The sequence below is a fragment of the Umezawaea tangerina genome, from assembly GCF_003002815.1.
Classification (GTDB): domain Bacteria; phylum Actinomycetota; class Actinomycetes; order Mycobacteriales; family Pseudonocardiaceae; genus Umezawaea; species Umezawaea tangerina.
In genome coordinates this window covers 126,679-147,637 of the sequence record NZ_PVTF01000007.1, presented here as the reverse complement: position 1 = coordinate 147,637, position 20,959 = coordinate 126,679, and the positions used below count along the sequence as shown (strand labels likewise).

Below are 20,959 nucleotides of genomic sequence, written 5' to 3'. Positions count from 1 at the left end.
GGGGTCAGTGGTCCACGGGTGGCTCAGGCGAACAGCGACAGGTCGACGGAGTCGGCGAGGGCCCGGTAGCCCGCGTCGTTGCCGTGCAGGTGGTCGCCCGCGTGGAGGTCGTCCCTGATCCGGCCGGGGTGGGCCGGGTCGCGCCAGACGGCGTCGAAGTCCAGGACCGCGTCGAAGGCGCCGCTGGTGCGGATCCACTCGTTGACGGTCCGACGGGCGTCCTCGCCCTCCGGCGTGTAGAGGTCCGCACCCTCGAAGGGCGCGATCGTGGTGGCGTAGACCAGGACGCCGCGGTCGCGCGCCCTGGCGACCAGCTGGAGGTGGCCCGCGATGACGTCGTCGGTCGTGACCGGGTCGCCGGGGAACATCTTCAGGAAGTCGGCGAGGGGGCCGTCGTGCGGGACGGCGGAGATGAGGAGGTCGTTGCCGCCCACCGAGAGCACCACGCGGCCGAGGCCGGGTGTGGCGAGCACGTCGCGGTCGAAGCGGGCCAGCGCGCCGACCCCGATGCCGTCGTGGAGCATCCGGTTGCCGCTGATGCCCTGGTTGGACACGTAGCTGTTGGCCATCCCCCGCTCGACCAGGCGCGCGGCCAGCAGCTCGGGCCAGCTGTGGTTGGTGTCCGGGGTTGACCCGGCGCCGTCGGTGCGGGAGTCGCCGACCACGACGACGGCACCGGCCGGGACGTCGGGGAGCACGTCGACGGCGGAGATCAGCGCCCGCACCGGCAGGACCAGGGCGCCCTCCGGCAGGGCGGGGGCGGCGACCGCGTCGCCGGGGATCGTCCAGCCGGTCTCCAGCGCCGGGTCGTGGCAGGTGCAGGTCTCCACCCGCCCCGGCACGTGCAGGCTGACCGACAGCTTGGCCAGCGCGGGAACGGGCAGGTCGACCGGGTCGCTCAGCAGCGGCGCGCCGACCGGGACGGTGGCGCCCGGCGCCCCCGCGAAGGTCAGCACGCGCTCGCTGCCCGGCCGCACCCCGCCGCCGGGCAGCGCGAGGCCGACCCGCGCCGCGCCGACGGTGAGGGGCGCGGTCCCGAACTCGTTGGTGAGCCGGACGCGCACCCGGCTCCCACCGCCGCTCAGGCGCACCACCTGGCGCAGGGTCACGTCGGCGAGCGGCGGGTAGCCCTCGAGGGAGCCGATGCCGTCGTGCGCCGACTGGGGCGAGGCGCCCCAGCTGCGGACCCAGCCCGCCGTGTTCTTCGTGGTCATCCGTGCCTCCGTTGTCCGTGGTGTCGGTGCGACGGGCGAAGACTGCGGCGGGTCGCTCACACGGGACGGACACCGCGCTGACACGACCTGGTCCGGGGTCTCGCGGGCCGGAGCGCGAAGATCTGGGGATGGACGAGGGCGCACGACTTCGCGTCACGCTGCTCGGCGCCTTCCGGGTGTCGCGCGGTGACGTCGACCTGCCCGTCCCCGGCGCGCGGTTGCGGGGCCTGCTCGTGCGGCTGGCGCTGGCCGGTGGCCGCGCGGTCGAGCAGGACGTGCTGGTGGACGCGGTCTGGGCCGAGGAGCCGCCCGCCGGCACCGCGGCCGCCCTGCAGACCCTCGTCTCCCGGCTGCGCCGCGCCCTGGCTCCGACCGACCCGGCCTCCGACGTCGTCGCGAGGACCGCGGGCGGGTACCGGCTGGCCGTGGACGCCGCCGACGTGGACGCGCTGCGCTTCGAACGGCTCACCGCCGCCGGTCGGGACGCCCTGCGGGCGGGTGACCCGGCCGCCGCGGGCGCCGCGCTCGCCGAGGCCGTGGCGTTGTGGGGTGACCACCCCGGCGTCGAGCCCGCGGTGGTCGCCGCGGCGGCCCCGGCGGCCGCGACCCGGTTGGCGCGGGTGTCGGTCGAGGCGGTCGTCGACCTCGCCGACGCCGAGCTGTCGTCGGGGCGGGCCGACCTGGCCGCCGCCCGGCTCGGCGCGCTGCCCGCCGAGCAGCAGGTCCACGAGCGGGCGGCCGCGCTGCTGATGGACGCGCTCGCCGCGCAGGGCCGCCAAGCAGAGGCCCTGGCCGTCTACGAGCGGGTCCGCGGGAACCTGGCCGACGTCCTCGGCGTCGACCCCGGCACGGCCCTGCGGGAACGCCACCTGCGCCTGCTGCGCCCCGGAGGACGTGTCCCGGCACCGGACACCGGCCCCGGCGGGCCGAGCGCGCTGCCCGCGCCACTGACCAGTTTCATCGGCCGTGACGACGACCTGGCCAGGATCACCGCGCTGCTCGGCTCCGGGCGCCTGGTCACCGTGCTCGGCCCAGGCGGGGCCGGGAAGACCCGCCTCGCCCTGGAGGCCGCGCGGCGGCACCACCACGAGTACCGCGACGGCGCCTGGATGGTCGACCTCGCGTCCGTCACCGAGCCGTCGAAGATCGCCACGGCCGTGCTCGCCGGGATCGGGCTGCGCGGCGGCGCGATGCTCGACGCCCGCGGGCACCACGGGGGTGACGGGCTCGACGTCCTCGTCGGCGAGCTCGGCGGCCGGGAAAGCCTGCTGCTGGTGGACAACTGCGAGCACCTGGTCGACGCCGTGGCCCACCTGCTCACCGGGCTGCTCACCCGCTGCCCCTCGTTGCGCGTGCTCGCCACCAGCCGTGAACCCCTGGCCGTGGACGGCGAAGCCCTCGTGCCGCTGGGCCCGCTCGCCCTGCCCGACCCGGACGACGACGTCGAACAGGCGCGCAAGGCGGCGTCGGTGCGCCTGTTCACCGAACGGGCCGCCGCCGTGCGCCCCGGTTTCACCGTGGACGCCACGACCCTGCCCGACGTCCTGCGCGTGGTGCGCGGCCTGGACGGGATGCCCCTGGCCCTCGAACTCGCCGCCGCCCGCCTGCGCACCCTGTCCCTGCCCGAACTGGCCGACGGACTGTCCGACCGCTTCCGCCTGCTCACCACCGGAAGCCGCACCGCGCTCCCCCGCCACCGCACCCTGCGCGCCGTCATCGCCTGGAGCTGGGAGCTGCTCGACGAGCACGAACGCACGGTGGCGCAACGGATCTCGATCCTGCCCGGCGGCGTCACGACCGCCTCGGCCGCCGCGGTCTGCGCGGGCACCGCCGTGCCCGCCGCCGCGATCCCCGACCTGCTCGCCGCCCTCGTCGACCGGTCGCTGGTGCAGCTCGCGCCCGGCCGCCACCGGATGCTGGAGACCATCCGCGAGTACGGCACCGAACGCCTCGCCGAGGCGGGCGACCTCGGCCCGACCCGCGACCTGGCCGCCGCGCACGCCGCCGCGCTGATGGCCCACCACGACCCGCGGTTGCGCGGACCGGACCAGCTGGCGGCCATGCGGGTCATCGGCGCCGAGTACGACAACACGCTCGCCGCCCTGCGCCACCTGTGCGCCACCCACGACGCCGCGGGCGCGACGGCGCTGGCGTTGTCGCTGACCTGGTACTGGCAGATGTTCGGCCGCCACTCCGACGGCGCCTTCTGGCTGGGCGAGGCGCTGGCGGTACCCGGCGGCGCGCCGAGCCCGGAACGCGACTGCGCCCGAGCCGTCCACCTGCTCAACCGCGCCGACGCCCTGTCCGGGACCACCACCGGGACCACTCCGGGGGACACCGGCGACGACCGGGCGGAGATGCGCGGGCTGGCCGACCGGCTGCTCGCGCACCGGGACCTGCCCGGCCACTACCGGGTGTTCGGCCCGATCCTGCTCTTCCTGCTGGACCCGGACGCCGCGCTCGCGACCTTCCGGCGCCTGGCCGACGGCGACGACGAGTGGCTGGCAGGCCTGGCGCACCTGTTCCTGGCCGAGATCGCCGAGGGCTCCGGCGACCTCGACCGGACGCGCGTCCACGTGACGGCGGCACTGGCCTGCTTCCGGCGGGTCGGCGACCGCTGGGGCCAGTCGGCCGTGCTGCCGATGCGGGCCCAGCTGCGGCGCTACGACGACCTCGACGGCGCGTTGGCCGACCTGCGCGAGGCCAGGGCACTGGCGGGCGAGTTCGGCTCGCTCAGCCTCGGCGACCAGCTCTACAGCGACCTGCGCTGGGTCGACGTGCACGTGCGGCGCGGCGACACCGACCTGGCGCTGGCGCTGGTCGACGCGGCCAGGCGGCGGGCGTCCTCGGCGGAGATGCTGGTCGTCGTCGACGCGCGGGAGGCCGACCTGCGGGTGCGGCTCGGCGACCTGGCGAGGGCGGGCGAACTGCTCGACGCCGCCGAACGGGGCCCGCACGGCGACACCGGGGTCCACACCCGGTCACTGGTCTGCGGCACGCGGGCCGCGCTCCGCTTGGCGCTGGGCGACCTGGCCGGCGCGGACAGGGCCCTGCGGGAGGCGTACACGGCCGCGCTGGCGACCCGTGAGCTGCCGGTCCTGGCCCCGGTGGCGGTCACGGCGGCCGCGCTCGCCGAGGCGTCCGGCAGGCACCACGAAGCAGCCGTCCTGCTCGGCGCCGCCTCCCGGCTGCGCGGCACCCACGACCGCACCGACGGACAGGTCCGCGACCTCAGCCGCCGCGGCCGGGCCGCGCTGGGCGAGCAGGAGTTCGCCGCGGCGTACGCGAAGGGCTGGGAGCTGGACGCGAGGTCGGCCGTGACCGCGGTCGACCCGACCTCGGCGGGGTACGGCACCACCGAGGGGTGACGGCCGGCTCGCCCGAGCCTGCCGACGCGGTCGGCCGCGGTACCCGGCTCAGGCGCCGACCAGTTCGTCCCGCGGGGTGCCCGCGAGCCGGAGTCGCCTGCGCTCCACGAGACCGCGGCCGACGGCGATCATCGGCTGCTCCACCAGCCGGTGCGCCAGGTGCGCCATGGCCAGCGCGACCGCGCACACCAGCGCGGTCCGCGCCGCGCCGGCCACCGGGAGCAGCGCGACGGCCAGCCCGGCGAAGTTCTGCACCAGGTAGACCGAGTACGACCGGGCGCCCACGAAGGCCATCGGCCGGGTGGACAGCACCCACCGGACCGGTCCCCGTGCGAGCACCGCGGGCAGCAGGAACGCCGCCGCCACCGCGTACACCGGGGTCACCGCGATGTGGCCGGGCATGTGCAGCCACCCGCCGAGGAGCCCGGCGCACGCGGCCACCGACAGGTGCGCGCCGACGAAGGCGACGCCGATCCCCAGCGCCACCAGGGGATGCGTCAACGGGCGCACGAGCGCGAAGCCGCGCGGGTGGTGCATCACGACCGCCAGCAGGCAGCCGGCCAGGATGGAGAAGTAGCCGAGCGTCCAGTTGGGAGTCGACTGCGGCAGGGTGACCGGCAGCAGCGCCAGCGCGAGGACGAGACCGGCGACGGCGACCAGCAGGCGGCGCGCCGTCGAGACCGCGCCCACGAACGCGAGCAGCGGCCAGCACAGGTAGAACTTCTCCTCGGTGCCCAGGGTCCAGGAGTGGCCGAACGGGTTGTTCTGGGTGAACTCGTTGAGGAACGTCAGCTGCAACGGCAGCGAGGCCGCCATCCCGCTGCTGCCGAACGTGCCCGCCAGCAGGCAGCCGGTCACCGTCAGCACGAGCACCACCAGGTACACCGGCAGGATCCGGAAGGCGCGGCGCAGGTAGAACTCCGGCAGCGACACCCGCCCGGCGCGCTGGTGCTCGCGCAGCAGCAACGTGGTGATCAGGAAACCGGAGAGCACGAAGAACAGGTGCACGCCGATCCACCCCTGCAGGACCTCCGGGCCGCCGAAGTGGAACAGCACGACCATCGTCGCGGCCACCGCGCGCAGGCCGTCCAGACCGGGAAAGCGCCGTGCGGCAAGGAACTCGTCGTGGGTGAGCGTCTGCATGGCGCCCACCATCGGCAGCGCACGTCCGGGTCTCGTCAGGGTCGTGTCATGGTTTCGCTACAGACCCGATCACCCGCGCGTCGGGTGCGGGGCGCCCCCTCCATACTCGCCACCGTGGCCAAAGTTCTGCTGATCGAAGACGACCGCGCCGTCCGGGACAGCCTGGAGTTCGCCTTGCGCCGCCAGGGACACGTGATGGCGTCGGCGGCCAGCGGCGAGGCCGGACTGGCACTGCTGCGCGACGCGCCACCGGACATCGTGGTCCTCGACCTGATGCTGCCGGGGATGGACGGCTTCGAGGTGTGCAGACGGGTGCGCGCCATGGGGGACGTCCCGGTCGTCATGCTCACCGCCCGCGGCGACGACCTCGACGTGGTCGGCGGACTGGAGGCGGGCGCGGACGACTACGTGGTCAAGCCGGTCGAGCCGAGGGTCCTGGACGCGCGGCTGCGCGCCGTGCTCCGGCGCAGCGAACGCGACACGACCAGGACCGTGGCGGCGTTCGGCGACCTGGTGATCGACCGGGCCGCGCTGACCGTCCACAAGGGCGGCACCCAGGTCGGTCTGACGCCCACCGAGCTCCGGCTGCTGCTGGAGCTGTCCGGGTCGCCGGGGCAGGTGCTGTCGCGCGAGCAGCTGCTGCGGTCGGTGTGGGAGCACGACTACCTCGGCGACTCGCGGCTGGTCGACGCCTGCGTCCAGCGGCTGCGGCTCAAGGTCGAGGACGTCCCGTCCGCGCCGGTGTTCGTGCGGACCGTGCGCGGCTTCGGCTACCGGTTCGGTCCGGTGTGAGGGCGCTGGGGCTCCGTTCGCGGCTCGTCGTCGCGTTCGCCGTGGTGTCCGTCCTGACCGGACTGGGCGTGGCCGCGGTGAGCTACCTGATGGTGCGCGACCTCGTGCTGCAGAGCGCGCAGGACGCGATGGTGGAGCAGCTGCGGGCCGACGTGTCCCGGCAGACCACGCCCGCCCACCCGCCGACCCGCGCCGAGCTGGACACGTTGGCGTTGCGGTACAACGCGGTGGTGGTGTTCGGGAACCTGCACGCCAACGGGAACGGCATCCGGCTCGAGGACGTCCCCGACCACCTGCGCGGCACCGTCCACGCCGGGAGGTCGGTGGTGGTCCAGCGCGCCGAGCTGGCCGGTCTCCCCTACGCCTTCGTCGGGACCGCGCTGCGCGCCTCGACGGGCCGCAGCACCGGCATCGAGCTGTACCGGGCCCAGGGCCTGACGGTGCAGCAGGGCACCATCAACGAGCTGCCGGCGTTGGCGCGGATGGTGATCCTGCTGGCGCTGCTGCCCGCGGTCCTGCTGGCGCTCATCGCCGCGCGGGGTGTGCTGCGCCCGGTCCGGGACCTGCGGGCGGCCGCCCTGCGGGTCACCGGCGGCCACCTCGACACCCGGTCTGTCGTGCGCGGCTCCGACGAGCTCACCGACCTGGCGCGGTCGTTCAACACCATGACGGCCGAGCTGGAGCGCACCGTGGCCGAGCTGCGCCGGATGGAGGAGAACGCGCGCCGGTTCGTCGCCGACGTCTCCCACGAGCTGCGCACCCCGCTGACCGCGATGACCGCCGTCGCCGAGGTCCTCGACGACGAGGCGCTGGAGCTGACCGGGGACGCCGCGACCGCCGCCGGGATGGTCAGCGGCGAGACGCGCAGGCTGCGGCGGCTGGTGGAGGACCTGGTGGAGATCTCGCGGTTCGACGCCGGGGTCGCCTCGCTGCGACCGGAGTCGGCCGACATCGGCGAGATGATCGCCTCGACGCTGCACGCCCGCGGCTGGACCGGCCGCGTCGAGACCACCCTGCCCGCCGAGGTCGTGGCCCCGGTGGACCGGCGCAGGCTGGACGTGGTCGTGGCCAACCTCGTCGGCAACGCGCTGCGGCACGGCGACGCGCCGGTGACCGTCGACCTGGTCGCCGTGGGCCCCGAGGTGGTCATCACGGTCACCGACGCCGGTACCGGACTGCCGGAGGAGGTGCTGCCGCACGTGTTCGAGCGCTTCTACAAAGCCGACTCCGCGCGTGCCCGGTCCGAGGGCAGCGGGCTCGGGCTGGCCATCGCCTGGGAGAACGCGCACCTGCACGGCGGGTCGCTGGCGGCCGACAACTCCCCCGGCGGCGGCGCCCGGTTCACCGTCCGACTCCCCCGAGGCCGCTCATGACCCGCCGTCGGCCCGCCGTCGCCCTGCTCGGCCTGCTGCTGGCCGGGTGCGGCATCTCCGGCACCGAACCGTTCACCTACGGCGAGCCCCTCAAGGGCGACGACGAGGGCGGCGGGGTGCAGCTGCACTTCGTCCTGCGCCACGCCACGCACCCGGTCCTGCGGCCCGGTGCGGCCGACCTGCCCCTGCAGGACCGGCTCGACCTGCTGGCCGCGGGACCGACGGACACCGAACGGGCGGCCGGGCTGGAGACCTCGCTGCGGCCGGGCGTCCGGCTGTCCCCGGAGGACGTCGGAGTGCCCACCGCGGACCACGCCACCGTGCGGGTCGACGGGGCCACCCTCGACGACCTGGACCCGGTCGCGTCCCTGCAGATCGCCTGCACGGTCGGCGCGTTCCTCATCCCCGCCCACCAGGCTCTGGGGATACCCGCCGTCATCGTGATCAAGGCCGCCGGGCAGGAGGAGGTCGTCAAGTCCACCTGCCCTGACTGACGCCCGTGCCACCGCCGGGAGACCGGGTCGTCCCGGTCTCCCGGCGAGCGCGCTCGGACATCGGCGGGTTCACCGGGCCGCGGGGTCGTCCCCGTCGGAGGCGGGGACGCGGTCCAGCACGACGACGGGGATCTGCCTGCCGGAGGCCTCCTCGAACTCGGCGAACCTCGGGACGAGCGCCACCTCGGCCGCCCAGAGCCGCTCGCGCTCGGCGCCCTCGGCGAGCCGGGCCACCACCGGCACCGTCTCCGTCCCGGTCTCGACCGCGGCCCGCGGGTGGGCCATCAGGTTGTGGTACCAGACCGGGTTCCGCGGACTGCCGCCGTGGGTCGCGAAGACGGCCCAGCCGTCGTCGACCGGCTGGAAGAACAGCGGGCTGATCCGCTCGCGCCCGGTCTTGGCGCCCGTGTGGTGCACCAGGACCAGCGGCACGCCCCGGTCGGCGAAGCCGGGGATCCGGGGCGGGAGCGGACGCCCCGCGGCGAAGTCCTCGTCGCTGCTCCACGACACGTACCCGCCGTTCGCCCGGAACTCGGCGATGATCCGGTCGTTCCAGCCGGTGGTGCCCTGTACCTCGGTCTCGTCGGACACTACGTCCTCCCCACTATCCGGAGCAGTTGCTCCGCCAAGGTAGCAGAGGGGAGCACATGCTCCGGATAAGGAGGTAGACTCGGCCGCATGGCACTGGCCGACCCGCAGGACACCGCACGGCGGCGCGCGCCGCGCGTGGACGCGATCCGCAACCGGGAGGCGATCGTCGAGGCCGCCGCCGAGGTGCTGGCCGAGCAGGGCACGGCGGTGGACGTGCGCGAGATCGCCCGCCGCGGCGGGGTGGGCATGGGGACCCTCTACCGGCACTTCCCGAAGAAGGAGGACCTCGTCCGCACGGTCCTGCACCAGGACTTCACGAGGTGGGCGGACTCCGCGCGCCGGGCGGCCGCCGACGCCGAGGACCCCTGGGCGGCGCTGACCGACTTCTACGAGCAGGCCCTCGCCGGGTACGCGCGCCACCGCGCGATCATGGAGAACTTCGAGCTGACCTGGGCGGAACCCGACCTGGACGGCATCCGGCAGCTCCGCCTGGTGATCGACGAGCTGTGCGCCCGCGCGGGTGCCGCGGGCCTGTTGCGCCCCGGCGTGACCACCGACGACCTGCTGCTCCTGCTGGTGTCGCTGGGCCACGCCGTCCGGATCACCGACGACTGCCGCCCCCGGATGTGGACCCGCCTGCTGCACATCTCCCTCGACGGCCTGCGCCCCGACCACCGCGGGCCGCTGCCCGACGGCACCGCGCCCGTCGGGCGGACACCCGAAGCCCCCGAAAGCCCACCGTCTCATTAGCACCGCCCGCGGGGCGCACGCGGTAGAACCACTCGCGTGATGCGAAGCCGTTCCAGAGCACTGTGCGCCCTGCTGGCCGCGCTGGCCCTCGTCCTCGTCCCCGTCCCGGCCTCCGCGCGGACCGCGCAACCGGGGTTCGTCGCCCTCCGGTCGGTGGACCCGACGATCGTGCAGGAGATCCGCTACCACACCCGCCACAACTTCGTCGGCGTCCCGATCGACGGCTACCTCGAACCGACCTGCCTGCTCACCAGGCAGGCGGCGCAGGCGCTGCGGACCGTGCAGCAGCGGGTGCGCCCGCTCGGCCTGACCCTGAAGGTCTACGACTGCTACCGCCCGCAGCGGGCCGTGGACCACTTCGTCCGCTGGGCGGAGGACCTGGCCGACACCACGATGAAGGCCGAGTTCTACCCGCAGGTCGACAAGACCAGGCTCTTCCTCGACGGCTACATCGCCGCGCGCTCCGGGCACAGCCGGGGCAGCACGCTGGACGTCACGCTGGTGCGGCTGCCCCCGGCGCCGCAGCGGCCGTACGTGCCCGGCGAGCCCCTGACGCCCTGCTACGCGCCGGTCGGGGTGCGCTTCCCGGACAACATGGTCGACATGGGCACCGGGTACGACTGCTTCGACCCGCTGTCGCACACCGCCGACCCGCGGATCACCGGTGTCGCGCGACGGAACCGCGACCTGCTGGTGGACGCGATGGACGCGGCGGGCTTCACCAACCTGGCCGAGGAGTGGTGGCACTTCACCCTGCGCGGCGAGCCGTTCCCGGATACCTACTTCGACTTCCCCGTCGCCCGGTCGTCCGTGGGGTGACCGCCACCGGGGAGCCGCGGCGGCGCGGCTCCCCGGCCGGTCGGCCAACCAGCGGAACCCGGTCCGGTGCACCAGGCTGGTGGTCGTGCGCGTACTCGTGACCGGAGCGTCCGGATTCATCGGCGGCAGGCTGTGCCCCGTCCTCGTGGAGGAGGGGCACGACGTGCGCGCCATGACGCGCCACCCCGAGGAGTACCGGGGCGAGGGGACGGCGGTGCGCGGCGACGTGCACGACCCGGACTCCCTGGCCGACGCCCTGGAGGGCGTCGAGGTCGCCTACTACCTGGTGCACTCGCTGGACGACCCGCGCTTCGCCGACCGCGACGCCGAGGCCGCGCGGACCTTCGCCAAGGCCGCCGCGGACGCGGGCACGCGCCGCATCGTCTACCTGGGCGGCCTGGGCAACGACTCCGACGACCTGTCCGAGCACCTGCGCAGCCGCCGCGAGGTCGAGTCGCTGCTGGGCGGGTCCGGTGTGCCGGTCACGACGCTGCGCGCCGGGATCGTCGTCGGGCACGGCGGGATCTCGTGGGAGATGACCCGCCAGCTCGTCGAGCACCTGCCCGCGATGATCGCGCCGCGCTGGGTGCGCACCCGCTGCCAGCCGATCGCCGTCGCCGACGTCGTGCGCTACCTCGTCGGGGTGCTGGACGTGCCGGAGACCGAGGGGCGCCCGTTCGACATCGGCGGCTCGGAGGTCCTCGAGTACGTAGAGATGATGCGCCGGGTCGCCGCGATCGAGGGCCGCCGCGTGCCGGTCGTGCCCGTGCCGCTGCTCACGCCGGGACTGTCCTCGCGGTGGTTGGCCCTGGTCACCGACGTGGACGTGCAGACAGGGCGGTCGCTGATCGACTCCATGGCCAACGAGGTCGTCGTGCGCGACGACTCGATCCGCTCGCTGGTCCCGTTCACACCGGTGGACTTCGACACCGCCGTGCTCACCGCACTGGGCGAACGGGCGAAGGCCCGGCGCGGTGGTGACCGCGGATGACGCGGACGCTGCGCGAGCGCGTCGTGGCGCGGATGCCCGCCTGGCTCGTCGAGAAGGTCCCGCGCGAGCACACCGAGTCCGACGAGGCGTTCCACCGGCGCCGCCGGGTGGTCGCCGCGACGTCGCTGGCGGGTGCCGGGCTGCTCGGGGCGTCCCTGCGGTCCACACCGGACTCGACCCGGTTCTACGGCCTGACCGCGGCCACCGCGGCCACGTGGGTGGTCGGCGGTCTGGCGTCCGGGCCGCTGCACCTGGGCCGGACCCGCTACCGCGACGCGCTGCGCCGCCCGGTCGTGACGCCGGTGCTGGTGGGCGTGGGCGCGTTCGGCGTGTTCTACGGGTGCGCCCTGGTGTGCAGGCACGTCCCGTTCCTGGACCGGGCCATCTCGCGGGTCCTGCGCTACGCCGACCGCGGCTCGACGGCGCCGGTCCTGGCCACGACCCTGCTCAACGGCGCGGCCGAGGAGGTCTTCTTCCGCGGCGCGCTGTACGCGGCGACCGGCAGGCGGCACCCCGTGCTCGCCTCCACGGCGGTGTACGCGCTGGCGACCACCGCGACCCGCAACCCGTCGCTGGTGCTGGCGTCGGGGGTGATGGGGGCGCTGTTCGGCCTCCAGCGCCGGGCGACCGGCGGCATCCAGGCCCCCCTCATCACCCACCTGACCTGGTCGGTGCTCATGCTGCGGTTCCTGCCGCCGCTGTTCCGCCGCGACGGCCTCCCGGTCGACCCGACCGAGCCTTCCGACGCCCCCTGACCCGCGCGGCGGACACCGCGCGGGTCACTCCGCGATCCGCACCCCGGACAGCGACTCGTCGAACACCGCCTCGTCGAGGAAGCCGCCGGACTGGTGGCGCCACAGCTTCGCGTACATCCCGTCGGTGGTCAGCAGCTCCGCGTGGGTGCCCTGCTCGACGATCCGGCCCCGGTCCAGCACGATCAGCCGGTCCATCTGCACCACGGTGCTCAGCCGGTGCGCCACCACGATCGCCGTGCGGCCCTCCATGAGCCGCCACAGCGCCTCCTGCACCAGCACCTCGCTCTCCGAGTCGAGCGCGCTGGTCGCCTCGTCCAGCAGCAGGATCGGCGCGTCCCGCAGGATCGCGCGGGCCAGCGCCACCCGCTGCCGCTGCCCGCCGGACAGCTTCACGCCGCGTTCGCCGACCATGGTGTCGAACCCCTCGGGCAGCGCGTCCGCGAACTCCGTCACGTGGGCGGCGCGCGCGGCGCGGTGGACCTCCGCGTCGGTCGCGCCCGGCCGGGCGAACGCGATGTTCTCCCGCAGGGTCCGGTGGAACATCGCCGGTTCCTGCGGCACGTACGCGATCAGGCCGCGCAGGTCGGCCTGCCGCAGGGTGGCGATGTCCTGGCCACCGACCAGGATCCGGCCCCGGTCGACGTCCATCAGCCGCAGCAGCAACCGGGTGAGCGTGGTCTTGCCGCCGCCGGAACGGCCGACCAGCCCGATCCGCGTGCCCGCCGGGATGTCCAGGTCGAGCCCGTCGAACAGCGGCTCGCCGCCGCCGTGCGCGAACACGACGTTGTCGAACCGGACGGCGGAGTCGGTGGCGCGCAGCCGTTCCGGGTGCTCCGGGTCGATCACGGTCGGCGGGTCGAGCAGCAGCGCGGTGAACTGGGCCGCCTCGGTGAGCGTGCTCTCCACCCGCCGGTAGATCTGGTTGAACTCGAACATGATCCGCGTCGCGTTGCCGAAGTAGGCGAACGTCACGACGATCGCCTCCACGCCGAGGCCGCCGCTGACCCCGACCGCGACCGCGAGGCCGAGGGCGTTGGTGAGCACGGACAGCGGCGCGATCACGGTGTCGATGCGCAGGTTGCCGTAGTCCCACGAACGCAGCATCAGCGTCCGCTGCTCGGCGGCGCGGGTCCGGTGCTCCGCGCTCTCCCGCGGCTCGGCGGCGAACGCGCGCACCGTCTCCATGTTCATGAGCGTGTCGGAGACGTGGCCGGACACCTTGGCGATGGCGGCCTCGCGCCGGTCCACCAGCCGCTGGCGGCGGCGGATGAGCGGCGCCACCACGAAGCCGGTGAACAGGATCAGGCCGAGCAGCACCAGCACCAGCAGCGGGTTGTAGCCCCACAGCACGACGCACGCGAAGCCCAGCGGGACGACGTTCGCGACGATCTTGAACGACAGCGCGTCCACGAAGTCCTCGAAGCGGAACGCGAAGCTCAGCACCCGTTTGGTGAGCGACCCGGCGAAGTTGTCGTGGAAGAACGCCGCGTCCTTGCCCAGCAGCTCGTCCATGGCGAGCGCGGACAGGTGCTCGATCCCGTGCCCGTCGGTGCGGTTGAGGCAGTGGATTCCGATGCGCCACAACAGCTCCGAGAGGAGCATGAGGCCACCGAAGGCCAGCACGTACGGCAGCACGACACCCGTGCTGGTGTCGCCGCCGGCCGCGAGCTTCCCCACGAGCGCGCCCACCGCCAACGGCGCGAGGTAGAGTTGGCACGTGACGCCCAGCGCGGGCGACACCAGGGCTCCGACGGTGACGAGCCCGTGGCGGCGCAGCTCCTTCCCGTACAGGCGCAGGGCCAGTAGTACAGCGTTCTTGCGGGCAGGTTTCTCCGAACCCGGCGCGACCATCCGACTCCCTTCGGGGCACCTTTCATGGTGCCGCAGAAGTCCTCGTCGCAGCGATCGAATATCGGCCCCTCGCGAACCGCCGGGAACAAAGTCGTCACGACAGGTTTGAACGGCCGCTCCCGAGCCGATCTGGTGTGCGCGACATTCGTTCCGACGATGGTGGAGTGGGCCGATGTGGGACACGCTTTGGCAGTACCTGCCGCTGATCGTGCTCGCGATGAGCGCGACGGTCTGGATGCTGCGCGACCTCGCCCGCTCGACGACCAGGCCGACGACGCGCTCCAAGACGGGCTGACGCCGGCGGTGCGGTCGGCCGCCGCGGCGACCTCGGACCGTCCGGACACCGCGACCGGTCGAGTGGTCCGGCCGCGGTGAAGCCCGCCGGTGACCGCGTGGGCGGCTCGGCACACCCGTCGTCCGCTTCGGCGGCGGGGAAGCCGGTCGGTCAGCGGGCCCAGAGCCGTTGCAGCGCGACCCGGCTCCGCTCGTCGGACGGGCGGTGGATCGCCAGCAGCTGGTCCGGGTCCTGCAACGGCGTCAGCACCTCGAAGTCCACCGAGACCAGGCCTGCGACCGGGTGCCGCATGAGCTTGCGCCCCCGGCCGCCCACCTTGACGGGCTGCCGCGTCCACTGCCGCGCGAAGTCCTCGACCTCGGCGCTGAGCTCGGCGATGAGGTCGGTCAGCTCCCGGTCCTCCGGGTGCGCGGCCCACGCGGCGCGCAGGTGGGCGACGCTCTCCCGGACCACCTGGTCGCGGTCGACGTAGAGGTCGCGGGTCCGCGGGTGCAGCAGGCAGATCCGGATCGAGTTGCGCTGCGCGGGCGGCAGCTCGCCGAAGTCCAGCACCAGCTCCGCCATCTCGTCGTTCCAGGCCAGGATGTCGGAGCGGTGGTTCATCAGCATGGCGGGCAGCGGCGCCAGGTCGGCGACCAGCCGGGCCAGCGGCGGTGCCGCGGCCGTGGCGGGCTTGTCGGTGGCGGGCTGCCGCTGCTGGGCCAGGTTGAACAGGTAGGTGCGCTCGTCGGGGGTCAGGCGCAGGGCGTCGGCCAGCGCCTCCACCACGTCGGCCGAGGGCCGCAGGCCGCGGGCCTGCTCCAACCGCACGACGTAGTCGACGCTCACCCCGGCCAGCTCGGCGACCTCTTCGCGGCGCAGTCCCGGCGTCCGCCTCGACCGCCTGCGGACCGGGAGACCGAAGTCGTCCGGGTCCAGGCCTTCGCGCCGGGCCCGCAGGAACGCGGCCAGCTCCTGGGTCGTGTCCACGGTGCGGGTCATCGCCTCCGATGCTACCGGCAGGGTGGGACCGGCCTTCCCAGGAAGTCCTTTCCCTTATCCCCGACCGGTGGCGCTCGCAGACTTGATGCTCGACAACGGATCACGAGCACTGGAGAACACGATGCCTCTCACCCTCGACAGCTACCGGCTGCTGGGCCGCTCGGGGCTGCGGGTCTCACCGCTGGCGCTGGGCACGGCGACCTTCGGCACCGAGTGGGGCTGGGGCGCCGAGAAGGCCGAGGCGCGCAAGCTGTTCGACACCTACGTCGGGCGCGGCGGCAACTTCCTGGACACCGCCAACACCTACACCGGCGGCAGCTCCGAGCGGCTGCTGGGCGAGTTCGCCCGCGACGACCGCGAAAGCCTGGTGCTGGCGACGAAGTACACGACGCTGCGCAGGCCGGGCGACCCCAACTCCACGGGCAGCGGCCGCAAGAGCCTGTTCGCGTCGGTGGAGGGCAGCCTGCGGCGGCTGGGCACCGACTACGTCGACCTGCTCTACCTGCACGTGTGGGACTTCACGACGCCGGTCGAGGAGATCCTGCGCGGCCTGGACGACCTGGTCCGGCAGGGCAAGGTGCTGCACGTGGCGATGTCCAACGTGCCCGCCTGGGAGGTCTCGCGCATGCAGGCGATCGCCGACCTGCGCGGGTGGACGCCGCTGGTGGCGCTGCAGATCGAGTACAACCTCGTCGACCGGACCGGGGAGCGCGACCTCATCCCCATGGCGCGGGAGATGGGCCTGGGCGTGACCCCGTACTCGCCGCTGGCGGGCGGCCTGCTCACCGGCAAGTACAGCCGCGCGGACCTCACCGGGTCGGGCGCCGACGCGGAGGGGAGCAACCGGAAGAGCTTCAACACCGGTCTCGGCCTGGTCACCGAACGCACCCTCGCCATCGCCGACGTGGTGCGGGAGGTCGCCGACGAGCTGGGCCGCCTCCCGGCCCAGGTCGGGCTCGCCTGGCTCCTGCACAACCCCGGCGTGACGGCACCGGTCCTCGGCGCCCGCACCCCCGCGCAGCTGGAGGACAACCTGGGCGCCCTGGACGTCGAGCTCACCGCCGATCAGCTCGCCCGCCTCGACGCCGTCAGCGCGATCGCCCTCGGCACCCCGCACGACGCGCTCGCCGGCGACCACATCCGCGCGGTCATGCGCGGCGACATGACGTTCGAGCCCCGCCGCTGACCCCGCCCGACCCGCACCGCGAACCCGTTCGGGCCGCGGTGCGGGTCGCACCCGGAAAGCGTTGCGGCACTGGAGGATCATCCACAGGTCCATTGTGGACGGAGAGGGTCAGGCGTCGTCCCCGGTCGACCGGTCGGCGGCCAGCAGGCCGATGAGCCGCCGCAGGAGCTGGTCGCCGGTCGCGTGCCACTTCTCGACGCCGAGGTGGCCCGCGTTCTCCATGCTGACCACCCCGTGGACGCTGGTCATGAGCAGCGCGCCGGACTGCCGGGCGCGGGCGGGGTCGCCGATGACGCCGGACACGATCGAGAGGAACTGGTCGTGCGTCCGCGACACCGCGGCAGCCGCGCCCGCCGACGCGTTCGAGGCCGGGCCGAACATCAGGGCGTAGGCGTGCGGGCGGCGGCGGCCGATGTCCAGCAGTCCGGCCAGTGCGCGCTCCAGGCGCTCCGCGGGAGGCAGGTCGTGGTCGGCGAGCAGCCGGTCCAGCTCGTCGCCGATGCCGGTCCAGCACTGCTCCGCGACGGCGGCGAGCAGGTGCTCCTTGTCGGGGAAGTGCCCGTACGGAGCGCCGCGCGAGACGCCCGCCCGTGCACCGACCGCCCTCAAGGTCACCCCCTCGGGGCCGCTCTCGTCGAGCAGTTCGGCCGCGGCGGCGACGAGTTCGCGGCGGGTGGCCGCGGCGCTCTCCGTTCTGCTGACCACCGCCGCAGTCTACTTGACGCTGTCACACGAACTGCTACGGTCTTCATATGACAACGTCACATGAACTAAAAGAGCTCGTCCTGATCAGCGGCGCGTCCACCGGGATGGGCGCTGCCGCGGCCCGCGAGCTCGCGGGCCGCGGCTACCACGTGCTCGCGGGCGTGCGGCGCGAGGAGGACGGGGCCGCCCTGCGGACGGGGAACCTGGAGCCGGTCGTCCTCGACATCACCGACGCGGAGCAGATCGACGCGGTCGCCGCGCGCATCGCGAACGACCCGGCGGGCCGACCGCTGCGGGCCGTGGTCAACAACGCGGGCATCGCGATCAACGCGCCCGTCGAGGTCCTGTCGATGCCGGAGTGGCGTCGGCAGTTCGACGTCAACTTCTTCGGCCACGTCGCCGTCACCAAGGCGGTCCTGCCCGCACTGCACGCCAGCGGTGGGCGGGTGGTCAACATCAGCTCGATCGGCGGCCGGGTCGCCATGCCGACCTACGGCGCCTACGCCGGGGCGAAGTTCGCCATGGAGGCGATGAGCGACGCCCTCCGGCGCGAGCTGGAGCCCCACGGCGTGCAGGTCGTGGTCGTCGAGCCCGGCGGTGTGCGGACGGAGATGACCGGGCGCGGCGTCGAACGCGCCGAGAAGGTGCTCGCCTCGATGAGCCCGGTGAACGCCGCCCGCTACGGCGGTCTGCTGCGCGCGATCATCAACCAGGCCAACGCCTTCACCGCGTCCGGCCTGCCCGCGGCGAAGGCCGCCCTGGTCATCGCCGAGGCCACCACGGCCAAGCGGCCCCGTTCCCGCTACACCATCGGCCGCGACGCCGCGTTCCTCACCCGCGTGGCGCGGTTCGCGCCCGACCGCGCGCTGGACCGCATCCTGGCCGCGAACCTCCGCCCGCACTTCCCGAGGGCGTCCTGACCGACGGCCCGCGCACCGCGGAACGCCTGCGCGCCAACAGCGGGCACCCGCCTCACCGCCCGTGCCACCACCGCACGACCGGGTTGCGCGAGCGGGACCGCACGCCGACCTCCCCGGTGACCGGGCTCGGCGGAACCGGCGCGGCGGGCGGCACCACCTCAGGTGCCACCGGATCCGGCACCGGCACCCGCACCGGTGTGAAGCGCGCGGGCAGCGCGAGCAGGCCGCGGCTGAACGGGCTCTCCCGCCACCGGACCGGTCCCGCGCCGCCGTCCAGGCCGAGTCCGGGCAGCCTGTCCAGGACCCGCTCCACCGCGGTCGCCCCCAGCAGCCGCGCCAGGTCCGGGGCGGGACAGGCGTGCGGGCCCGCGCTGAACGCCAGGTGGGACCGGTTCCCCGTGCGGTGCGCGGGGTTCAGCGACGGGTCGGTGTTGGCGGCGGCCATGCTGATCACCACCGGTTGGTCGGCGGGCAGCAGGACACCCGCCAGCGCCACCGCCTCGCGCGGGTAGAAGGTGCTGTAGTTCGCCATCGGCGGGTCGACCCACAGGACCTCGTCGACCGCGTCGTCGACGCGCACGACACCGCTGGACAGCCCGCCGCCGAGGCCGTCGTCGGACAGCATCCGGTACAGGGCGTTGGCGATCAGGTCGGCGGTCGGCTCGGACCCGCCGCCCATCAGCACCAGCACGGTCTGGCGCAGCTCCTCGTCGCTCAGGTCGGCCGCCAGCAACCGGGTCACGAGGTCGTGGCCCGGTCGGCGCCGCTTGAGCTCGACCAGCTCCTGCAGGGTGGCGTTGAGGGCGCGGTCGGCGGCCTCGGGGTCGCACCCGTCGAACAGCGCCTTGGTGTTGGTCGCGAGCCGTTCGCTCAGCTGCGGCGGGCACCCGAAGAGGTTCGTGAACAGGATGAACATCAGGGGCCGGGCGTAGTGCGCGAGCAGGTCGACGCGCCCGGTCCCGGCGAAGCCGTCGATGAGCCCGTCGGCGACGCGCACGGTGTCCGCGCGCAGGGCCGTGCGGTCGACCCGCTCCAGGCAGGTGGTGATCGCGCCGCGCAGCCGGGCGTGCTCCGCGCCGTCGGCGAACATGCAGTTGGGCCGGTACCGCATCACCCCCAGCGCCGGGCTGTCCGGCGGGACGCCGTCCTGCCAGCGGCGCGGGTCCCTGGGGAAGGTGGTCGGGTCGCGCAGCACCTGCAGCGCGGTCCGGTAGCCGACGACCAGCGACGCCGGGACGCCCGGTGCGAGCTCGACCGGCGCGATGTGGCCGTGCTCGCGCAGCGCCGCGTACGTCCCGGCGGGATCGGCCGCGAACGCCGGGCCGTGCAGGGCGGTGCGGTTGTGCGCGGGGCATCCCGGCGGTGGCGCGTCGGCGGGGAGGTGGCGGGTCACGGGTGCTCCTGCGGGAGGTGGAGGAGGAGGTGGTCGACCAGCCCGATCACCGCGCGCACCGACGAGGGGCGGTCACGCGCGTCGCAGGTCACCAACGGGGTGTCGGGCAGCAGGTCGAGGGCTTGGCGGAGCTCGTCGTCGGGGTAGCGCGGGGCGCCGTCGAAGTGGTTCACGGCCACGGCGTAGGGCAGCGCCATGTCCTCCAGGCGGGCGACCACGTCGAACGAGTCGGCGAGCCTGCGGGTGTCGACCAGCACGAGGGCACCGAGCGCGCCGTGGGCGAAGCCCTCCCACAGGTGCACGAACCGGTCCTGGCCCGGTGTGCCGAACAGGTACAGCACCAGGGTGTCGCTCAGCGTGCGGCGGCCGAAGTCGATCGCCACGGTGGTCGTCGTCTTGCCCTCGACGCCCGCGAGGTCGTCGACGAGCTCGCCCGCCCGCGTCATGACCTCCTCGGTCCGCAGCGGCTCGATCTCGGACAGCGTCCGCACGAACGTCGTCTTGCCCACGGCGAAGTGCCCGGTGACCAGGATCTTCGCCGCGCGCCGCACCGTGGGCGGCAGGTAGGCGGGGTCAGAGGAGAGCGCGGAGCCCATCGAGCACGTCCTTCAGCAGCTGCGGCGAGGGGGCACCCGCCGGCGCGGCGGGCGCGGTTGCGGTGACGTGGCCGCTGTCGACGAGGTCGGCGACCAGCACCTTGGTCACGCTGACCGGCAGTCCCAGGTGGACGGCGGCCTCCGCGACCGACAGCCAGCCGCCCAGGCACAGCCGCACGAGGCGCCGCGTCTCCGGCTCGAGGCCCTCGACGTCCTCCCTGCTCGCGGTGATCAGGGTGACGTGGTCGAGGGTGTTGCGGCTGGGGGTCCCGCGTCCGCCGGTGACCACGTGGGAGCGCACCAGTGCCCTGCCACCGGGGACCGGGGTCATGACGGGCTGCCGGTGTCCTGCCGGGGAGGACTGGTCAGCTCCTTGCCGACTCTCTGCACCAGCTTCTGGAGCTGGTAGGTCAGCTCGCCCAGGTTCACCCGCGTGCTGGCCGTGGCGGCGAGCATCGCGCCCGGTCCGGCAGCCATGAGCAGCCGGTAGCCGCCTTCGTACTCGTCGATGCTCTGCCGCCACCCCCGCGGTCCGTCGGCGAGCGTGCCGCTGTTCTGCCTGGCGAGCGCGGCCGAGGCGGACAGCCCGGCCGCGAGCGGTTCGGCGTCGTCCCGGCCGAGGCCCGCGGAGTGGGCGATGAGCAGTCCGTCGGTGGAGAAGAGGATCGCGTCCAGCGCGTGCGGCACCCCTTGCAGCGCCTGGTCGAGCATCCAGCCGAGGGCGTTGTCGGTCACGGCGGGC

The 20,959-nt window shown here is 74.2% G+C and carries 21 protein-coding genes; 11 read left to right on the top strand and 10 right to left on the bottom strand.

The features are described from left to right. Nucleotides 1-23 precede the first annotated feature (23 nt). On the bottom strand, nt 24-1,214 hold the full coding sequence (locus CLV43_RS23825; RefSeq protein WP_106189494.1) for an SGNH/GDSL hydrolase family protein: 1,191 nt from the start codon (nt 1,212-1,214) through the stop codon (nt 24-26). A gap of 128 nt (nt 1,215-1,342) precedes the next feature. Between CLV43_RS23825 and CLV43_RS23820 the strand changes: the two genes are divergently transcribed. Beyond that, complete coding sequence (locus CLV43_RS23820; protein WP_106189493.1) at nt 1,343-4,582, top strand: ATP-binding protein; 3,240 nt, start codon at nt 1,343-1,345, stop codon at nt 4,580-4,582. Nucleotides 4,583-4,630: 48 nt separating this feature from the next. Here CLV43_RS23820 and CLV43_RS23815 read toward each other — a convergent pair whose 3' ends face one another. Continuing rightward, nucleotides 4,631-5,725, bottom strand: a complete 1,095-nt coding sequence (locus CLV43_RS23815) for an acyltransferase family protein (protein ID WP_106189808.1) — start codon at nt 5,723-5,725, stop codon at nt 4,631-4,633. A 114-nt stretch (nt 5,726-5,839) separates the two neighbouring features. On the opposite strand from CLV43_RS23815, the gene CLV43_RS23810 reads away from it, so the two are divergent. Genes CLV43_RS23810 through CLV43_RS23800 form a run of 3 tightly spaced genes read left to right on the top strand, consistent with a single transcriptional unit; the run spans nt 5,840 to nt 8,384 of the window. Beyond that, nucleotides 5,840-6,517, top strand: a complete 678-nt coding sequence (locus CLV43_RS23810) for a response regulator transcription factor (RefSeq protein ID WP_170155980.1) — start codon at nt 5,840-5,842, stop codon at nt 6,515-6,517. After that, on the top strand, nt 6,514-7,890 hold the full coding sequence (locus CLV43_RS23805) for a sensor histidine kinase (RefSeq protein WP_211304517.1): 1,377 nt from the start codon (nt 6,514-6,516) through the stop codon (nt 7,888-7,890). The genes CLV43_RS23810 and CLV43_RS23805 overlap by 4 nt, the downstream gene beginning before the upstream one ends. After that, entirely contained in the window at nt 7,887-8,384 is a 498-nt protein-coding gene (locus CLV43_RS23800) for a hypothetical protein (protein ID WP_106189491.1), read from the top strand. Before CLV43_RS23805 ends, CLV43_RS23800 begins: the two co-directional genes overlap by 4 nt. 69 nt (nt 8,385-8,453) lie before the next feature. On the opposite strand, the gene CLV43_RS23795 is transcribed toward CLV43_RS23800, so the two are convergent. After that, a complete protein-coding gene (locus CLV43_RS23795) occupies nt 8,454-8,975 on the bottom strand; it encodes a nitroreductase/quinone reductase family protein (RefSeq protein WP_106189490.1) in 522 nt (173 codons plus the stop codon). An 87-nt stretch (nt 8,976-9,062) separates the two neighbouring features. On the opposite strand from CLV43_RS23795, the gene CLV43_RS23790 reads away from it, so the two are divergent. The 4 genes from CLV43_RS23790 to CLV43_RS23775 all read left to right on the top strand — a co-directional run bounded on the left by CLV43_RS23790 (nt 9,063) and on the right by CLV43_RS23775 (nt 12,290). Further along, entirely contained in the window at nt 9,063-9,725 is a 663-nt protein-coding gene (locus tag CLV43_RS23790) for a TetR/AcrR family transcriptional regulator (RefSeq protein ID WP_106189489.1), read from the top strand. Nucleotides 9,726-9,764: 39 nt separating this feature from the next. Continuing rightward, nucleotides 9,765-10,544, top strand: coding sequence for a M15 family metallopeptidase (locus CLV43_RS23785; protein ID WP_106189488.1), 780 nt, complete (start codon nt 9,765-9,767; stop codon nt 10,542-10,544). Nucleotides 10,545-10,629: 85 nt separating this feature from the next. Then, a complete protein-coding gene (locus tag CLV43_RS23780) occupies nt 10,630-11,535 on the top strand; it encodes an NAD(P)H-binding protein (RefSeq protein WP_106189806.1) in 906 nt (301 codons plus the stop codon). Then, nucleotides 11,532-12,290, top strand: coding sequence for a CPBP family intramembrane glutamic endopeptidase (locus tag CLV43_RS23775; RefSeq protein ID WP_106189487.1), 759 nt, complete (start codon nt 11,532-11,534; stop codon nt 12,288-12,290). Before CLV43_RS23780 ends, CLV43_RS23775 begins: the two co-directional genes overlap by 4 nt. Nucleotides 12,291-12,314: 24 nt before the next feature. Here the strand turns inward: CLV43_RS23775 and CLV43_RS23770 are convergent, their stop codons facing one another. Further along, the gene (locus CLV43_RS23770; RefSeq protein WP_106189486.1) at nt 12,315-14,141 is read right to left on the bottom strand and encodes an ABC transporter ATP-binding protein; all 1,827 of its coding nucleotides are present in this window, start codon (nt 14,139-14,141) and stop codon (nt 12,315-12,317) included. Between the two features lie 172 nt (nt 14,142-14,313). Here CLV43_RS23770 and CLV43_RS50100 point away from each other — a divergent pair, with 172 nt between their 5' ends. Beyond that, entirely contained in the window at nt 14,314-14,436 is a 123-nt protein-coding gene (locus tag CLV43_RS50100) for a hypothetical protein (protein ID WP_281262177.1), read from the top strand. A 150-nt stretch (nt 14,437-14,586) separates the two neighbouring features. Here the strand turns inward: CLV43_RS50100 and CLV43_RS23765 are convergent, their stop codons facing one another. After that, entirely contained in the window at nt 14,587-15,417 is an 831-nt protein-coding gene (locus CLV43_RS23765; RefSeq protein ID WP_106189485.1) for a helix-turn-helix transcriptional regulator, read from the bottom strand. A gap of 121 nt (nt 15,418-15,538) precedes the next feature. On the opposite strand from CLV43_RS23765, the gene CLV43_RS23760 reads away from it, so the two are divergent. Then, nucleotides 15,539-16,603, top strand: coding sequence for an aldo/keto reductase (locus CLV43_RS23760; RefSeq protein WP_106189484.1), 1,065 nt, complete (start codon nt 15,539-15,541; stop codon nt 16,601-16,603). 108 nt (nt 16,604-16,711) lie between these two features. Here the strand turns inward: CLV43_RS23760 and CLV43_RS23755 are convergent, their stop codons facing one another. After that, nucleotides 16,712-17,308 carry a TetR/AcrR family transcriptional regulator gene (locus tag CLV43_RS23755; RefSeq protein ID WP_106189483.1) on the bottom strand — a complete coding sequence of 199 codons (597 nt, stop codon included), beginning with the start codon at nt 17,306-17,308 and terminating at the stop codon, nt 16,712-16,714. 47 nt (nt 17,309-17,355) lie between these two features. Here CLV43_RS23755 and CLV43_RS23750 point away from each other — a divergent pair, with 47 nt between their 5' ends. Beyond that, nucleotides 17,356-18,228: an SDR family oxidoreductase gene (locus CLV43_RS23750; protein WP_106189482.1), complete on the top strand. Its 873-nt coding sequence runs from the start codon at nt 17,356-17,358 to the stop codon at nt 18,226-18,228. Nucleotides 18,229-18,280: 52 nt separating this feature from the next. Here CLV43_RS23750 and CLV43_RS23745 read toward each other — a convergent pair whose 3' ends face one another. From CLV43_RS23745 to CLV43_RS23730, 4 genes are read right to left on the bottom strand one after another with little or no spacing between them, the layout of a single operon-like run. Then, a complete protein-coding gene (locus CLV43_RS23745; protein ID WP_211304516.1) occupies nt 18,281-19,621 on the bottom strand; it encodes a cytochrome P450 family protein in 1,341 nt (446 codons plus the stop codon). Then, entirely contained in the window at nt 19,618-20,217 is a 600-nt protein-coding gene (locus tag CLV43_RS23740; RefSeq protein WP_106189481.1) for a GTP-binding protein, read from the bottom strand. The genes CLV43_RS23745 and CLV43_RS23740 overlap by 4 nt, the downstream gene beginning before the upstream one ends. Further along, complete coding sequence (locus CLV43_RS23735) at nt 20,195-20,548, bottom strand: DUF742 domain-containing protein (RefSeq protein WP_106189480.1); 354 nt, start codon at nt 20,546-20,548, stop codon at nt 20,195-20,197. Before CLV43_RS23735 ends, CLV43_RS23740 begins: the two co-directional genes overlap by 23 nt. Further along, on the bottom strand, nt 20,545-20,952 hold the full coding sequence (locus CLV43_RS23730) for a roadblock/LC7 domain-containing protein (RefSeq protein WP_211304515.1): 408 nt from the start codon (nt 20,950-20,952) through the stop codon (nt 20,545-20,547). Before CLV43_RS23730 ends, CLV43_RS23735 begins: the two co-directional genes overlap by 4 nt. Nucleotides 20,953-20,959 lie beyond the last annotated feature (7 nt).

Coding starts and splice junctions, on each gene's coding strand:
- CLV43_RS23825 (WP_106189494.1), bottom strand. CDS start 1,214: ATGACCACGAAGAACACGGCGGGCTGGGTCCGCAGCTGGGGCGCCTCG.
- CLV43_RS23820 (WP_106189493.1), top strand. CDS start 1,343: ATGGACGAGGGCGCACGACTTCGCGTCACGCTGCTCGGCGCCTTCCGG.
- CLV43_RS23815 (WP_106189808.1), bottom strand. CDS start 5,725: ATGCAGACGCTCACCCACGACGAGTTCCTTGCCGCACGGCGCTTTCCC.
- CLV43_RS23800 (WP_106189491.1), top strand. CDS start 7,887: ATGACCCGCCGTCGGCCCGCCGTCGCCCTGCTCGGCCTGCTGCTGGCC.
- CLV43_RS23790 (WP_106189489.1), top strand. CDS start 9,063: ATGGCACTGGCCGACCCGCAGGACACCGCACGGCGGCGCGCGCCGCGC.
- CLV43_RS23785 (WP_106189488.1), top strand. CDS start 9,765: ATGCGAAGCCGTTCCAGAGCACTGTGCGCCCTGCTGGCCGCGCTGGCC.
- CLV43_RS23775 (WP_106189487.1), top strand. CDS start 11,532: ATGACGCGGACGCTGCGCGAGCGCGTCGTGGCGCGGATGCCCGCCTGG.
- CLV43_RS23770 (WP_106189486.1), bottom strand. CDS start 14,141: ATGGTCGCGCCGGGTTCGGAGAAACCTGCCCGCAAGAACGCTGTACTA.
- CLV43_RS50100 (WP_281262177.1), top strand. CDS start 14,314: ATGTGGGACACGCTTTGGCAGTACCTGCCGCTGATCGTGCTCGCGATG.
- CLV43_RS23765 (WP_106189485.1), bottom strand. CDS start 15,417: ATGACCCGCACCGTGGACACGACCCAGGAGCTGGCCGCGTTCCTGCGG.
- CLV43_RS23760 (WP_106189484.1), top strand. CDS start 15,539: ATGCCTCTCACCCTCGACAGCTACCGGCTGCTGGGCCGCTCGGGGCTG.
- CLV43_RS23750 (WP_106189482.1), top strand. CDS start 17,356: ATGACAACGTCACATGAACTAAAAGAGCTCGTCCTGATCAGCGGCGCG.
- CLV43_RS23740 (WP_106189481.1), bottom strand. CDS start 20,217: ATGGGCTCCGCGCTCTCCTCTGACCCCGCCTACCTGCCGCCCACGGTG.
- CLV43_RS23735 (WP_106189480.1), bottom strand. CDS start 20,548: ATGACCCCGGTCCCCGGTGGCAGGGCACTGGTGCGCTCCCACGTGGTC.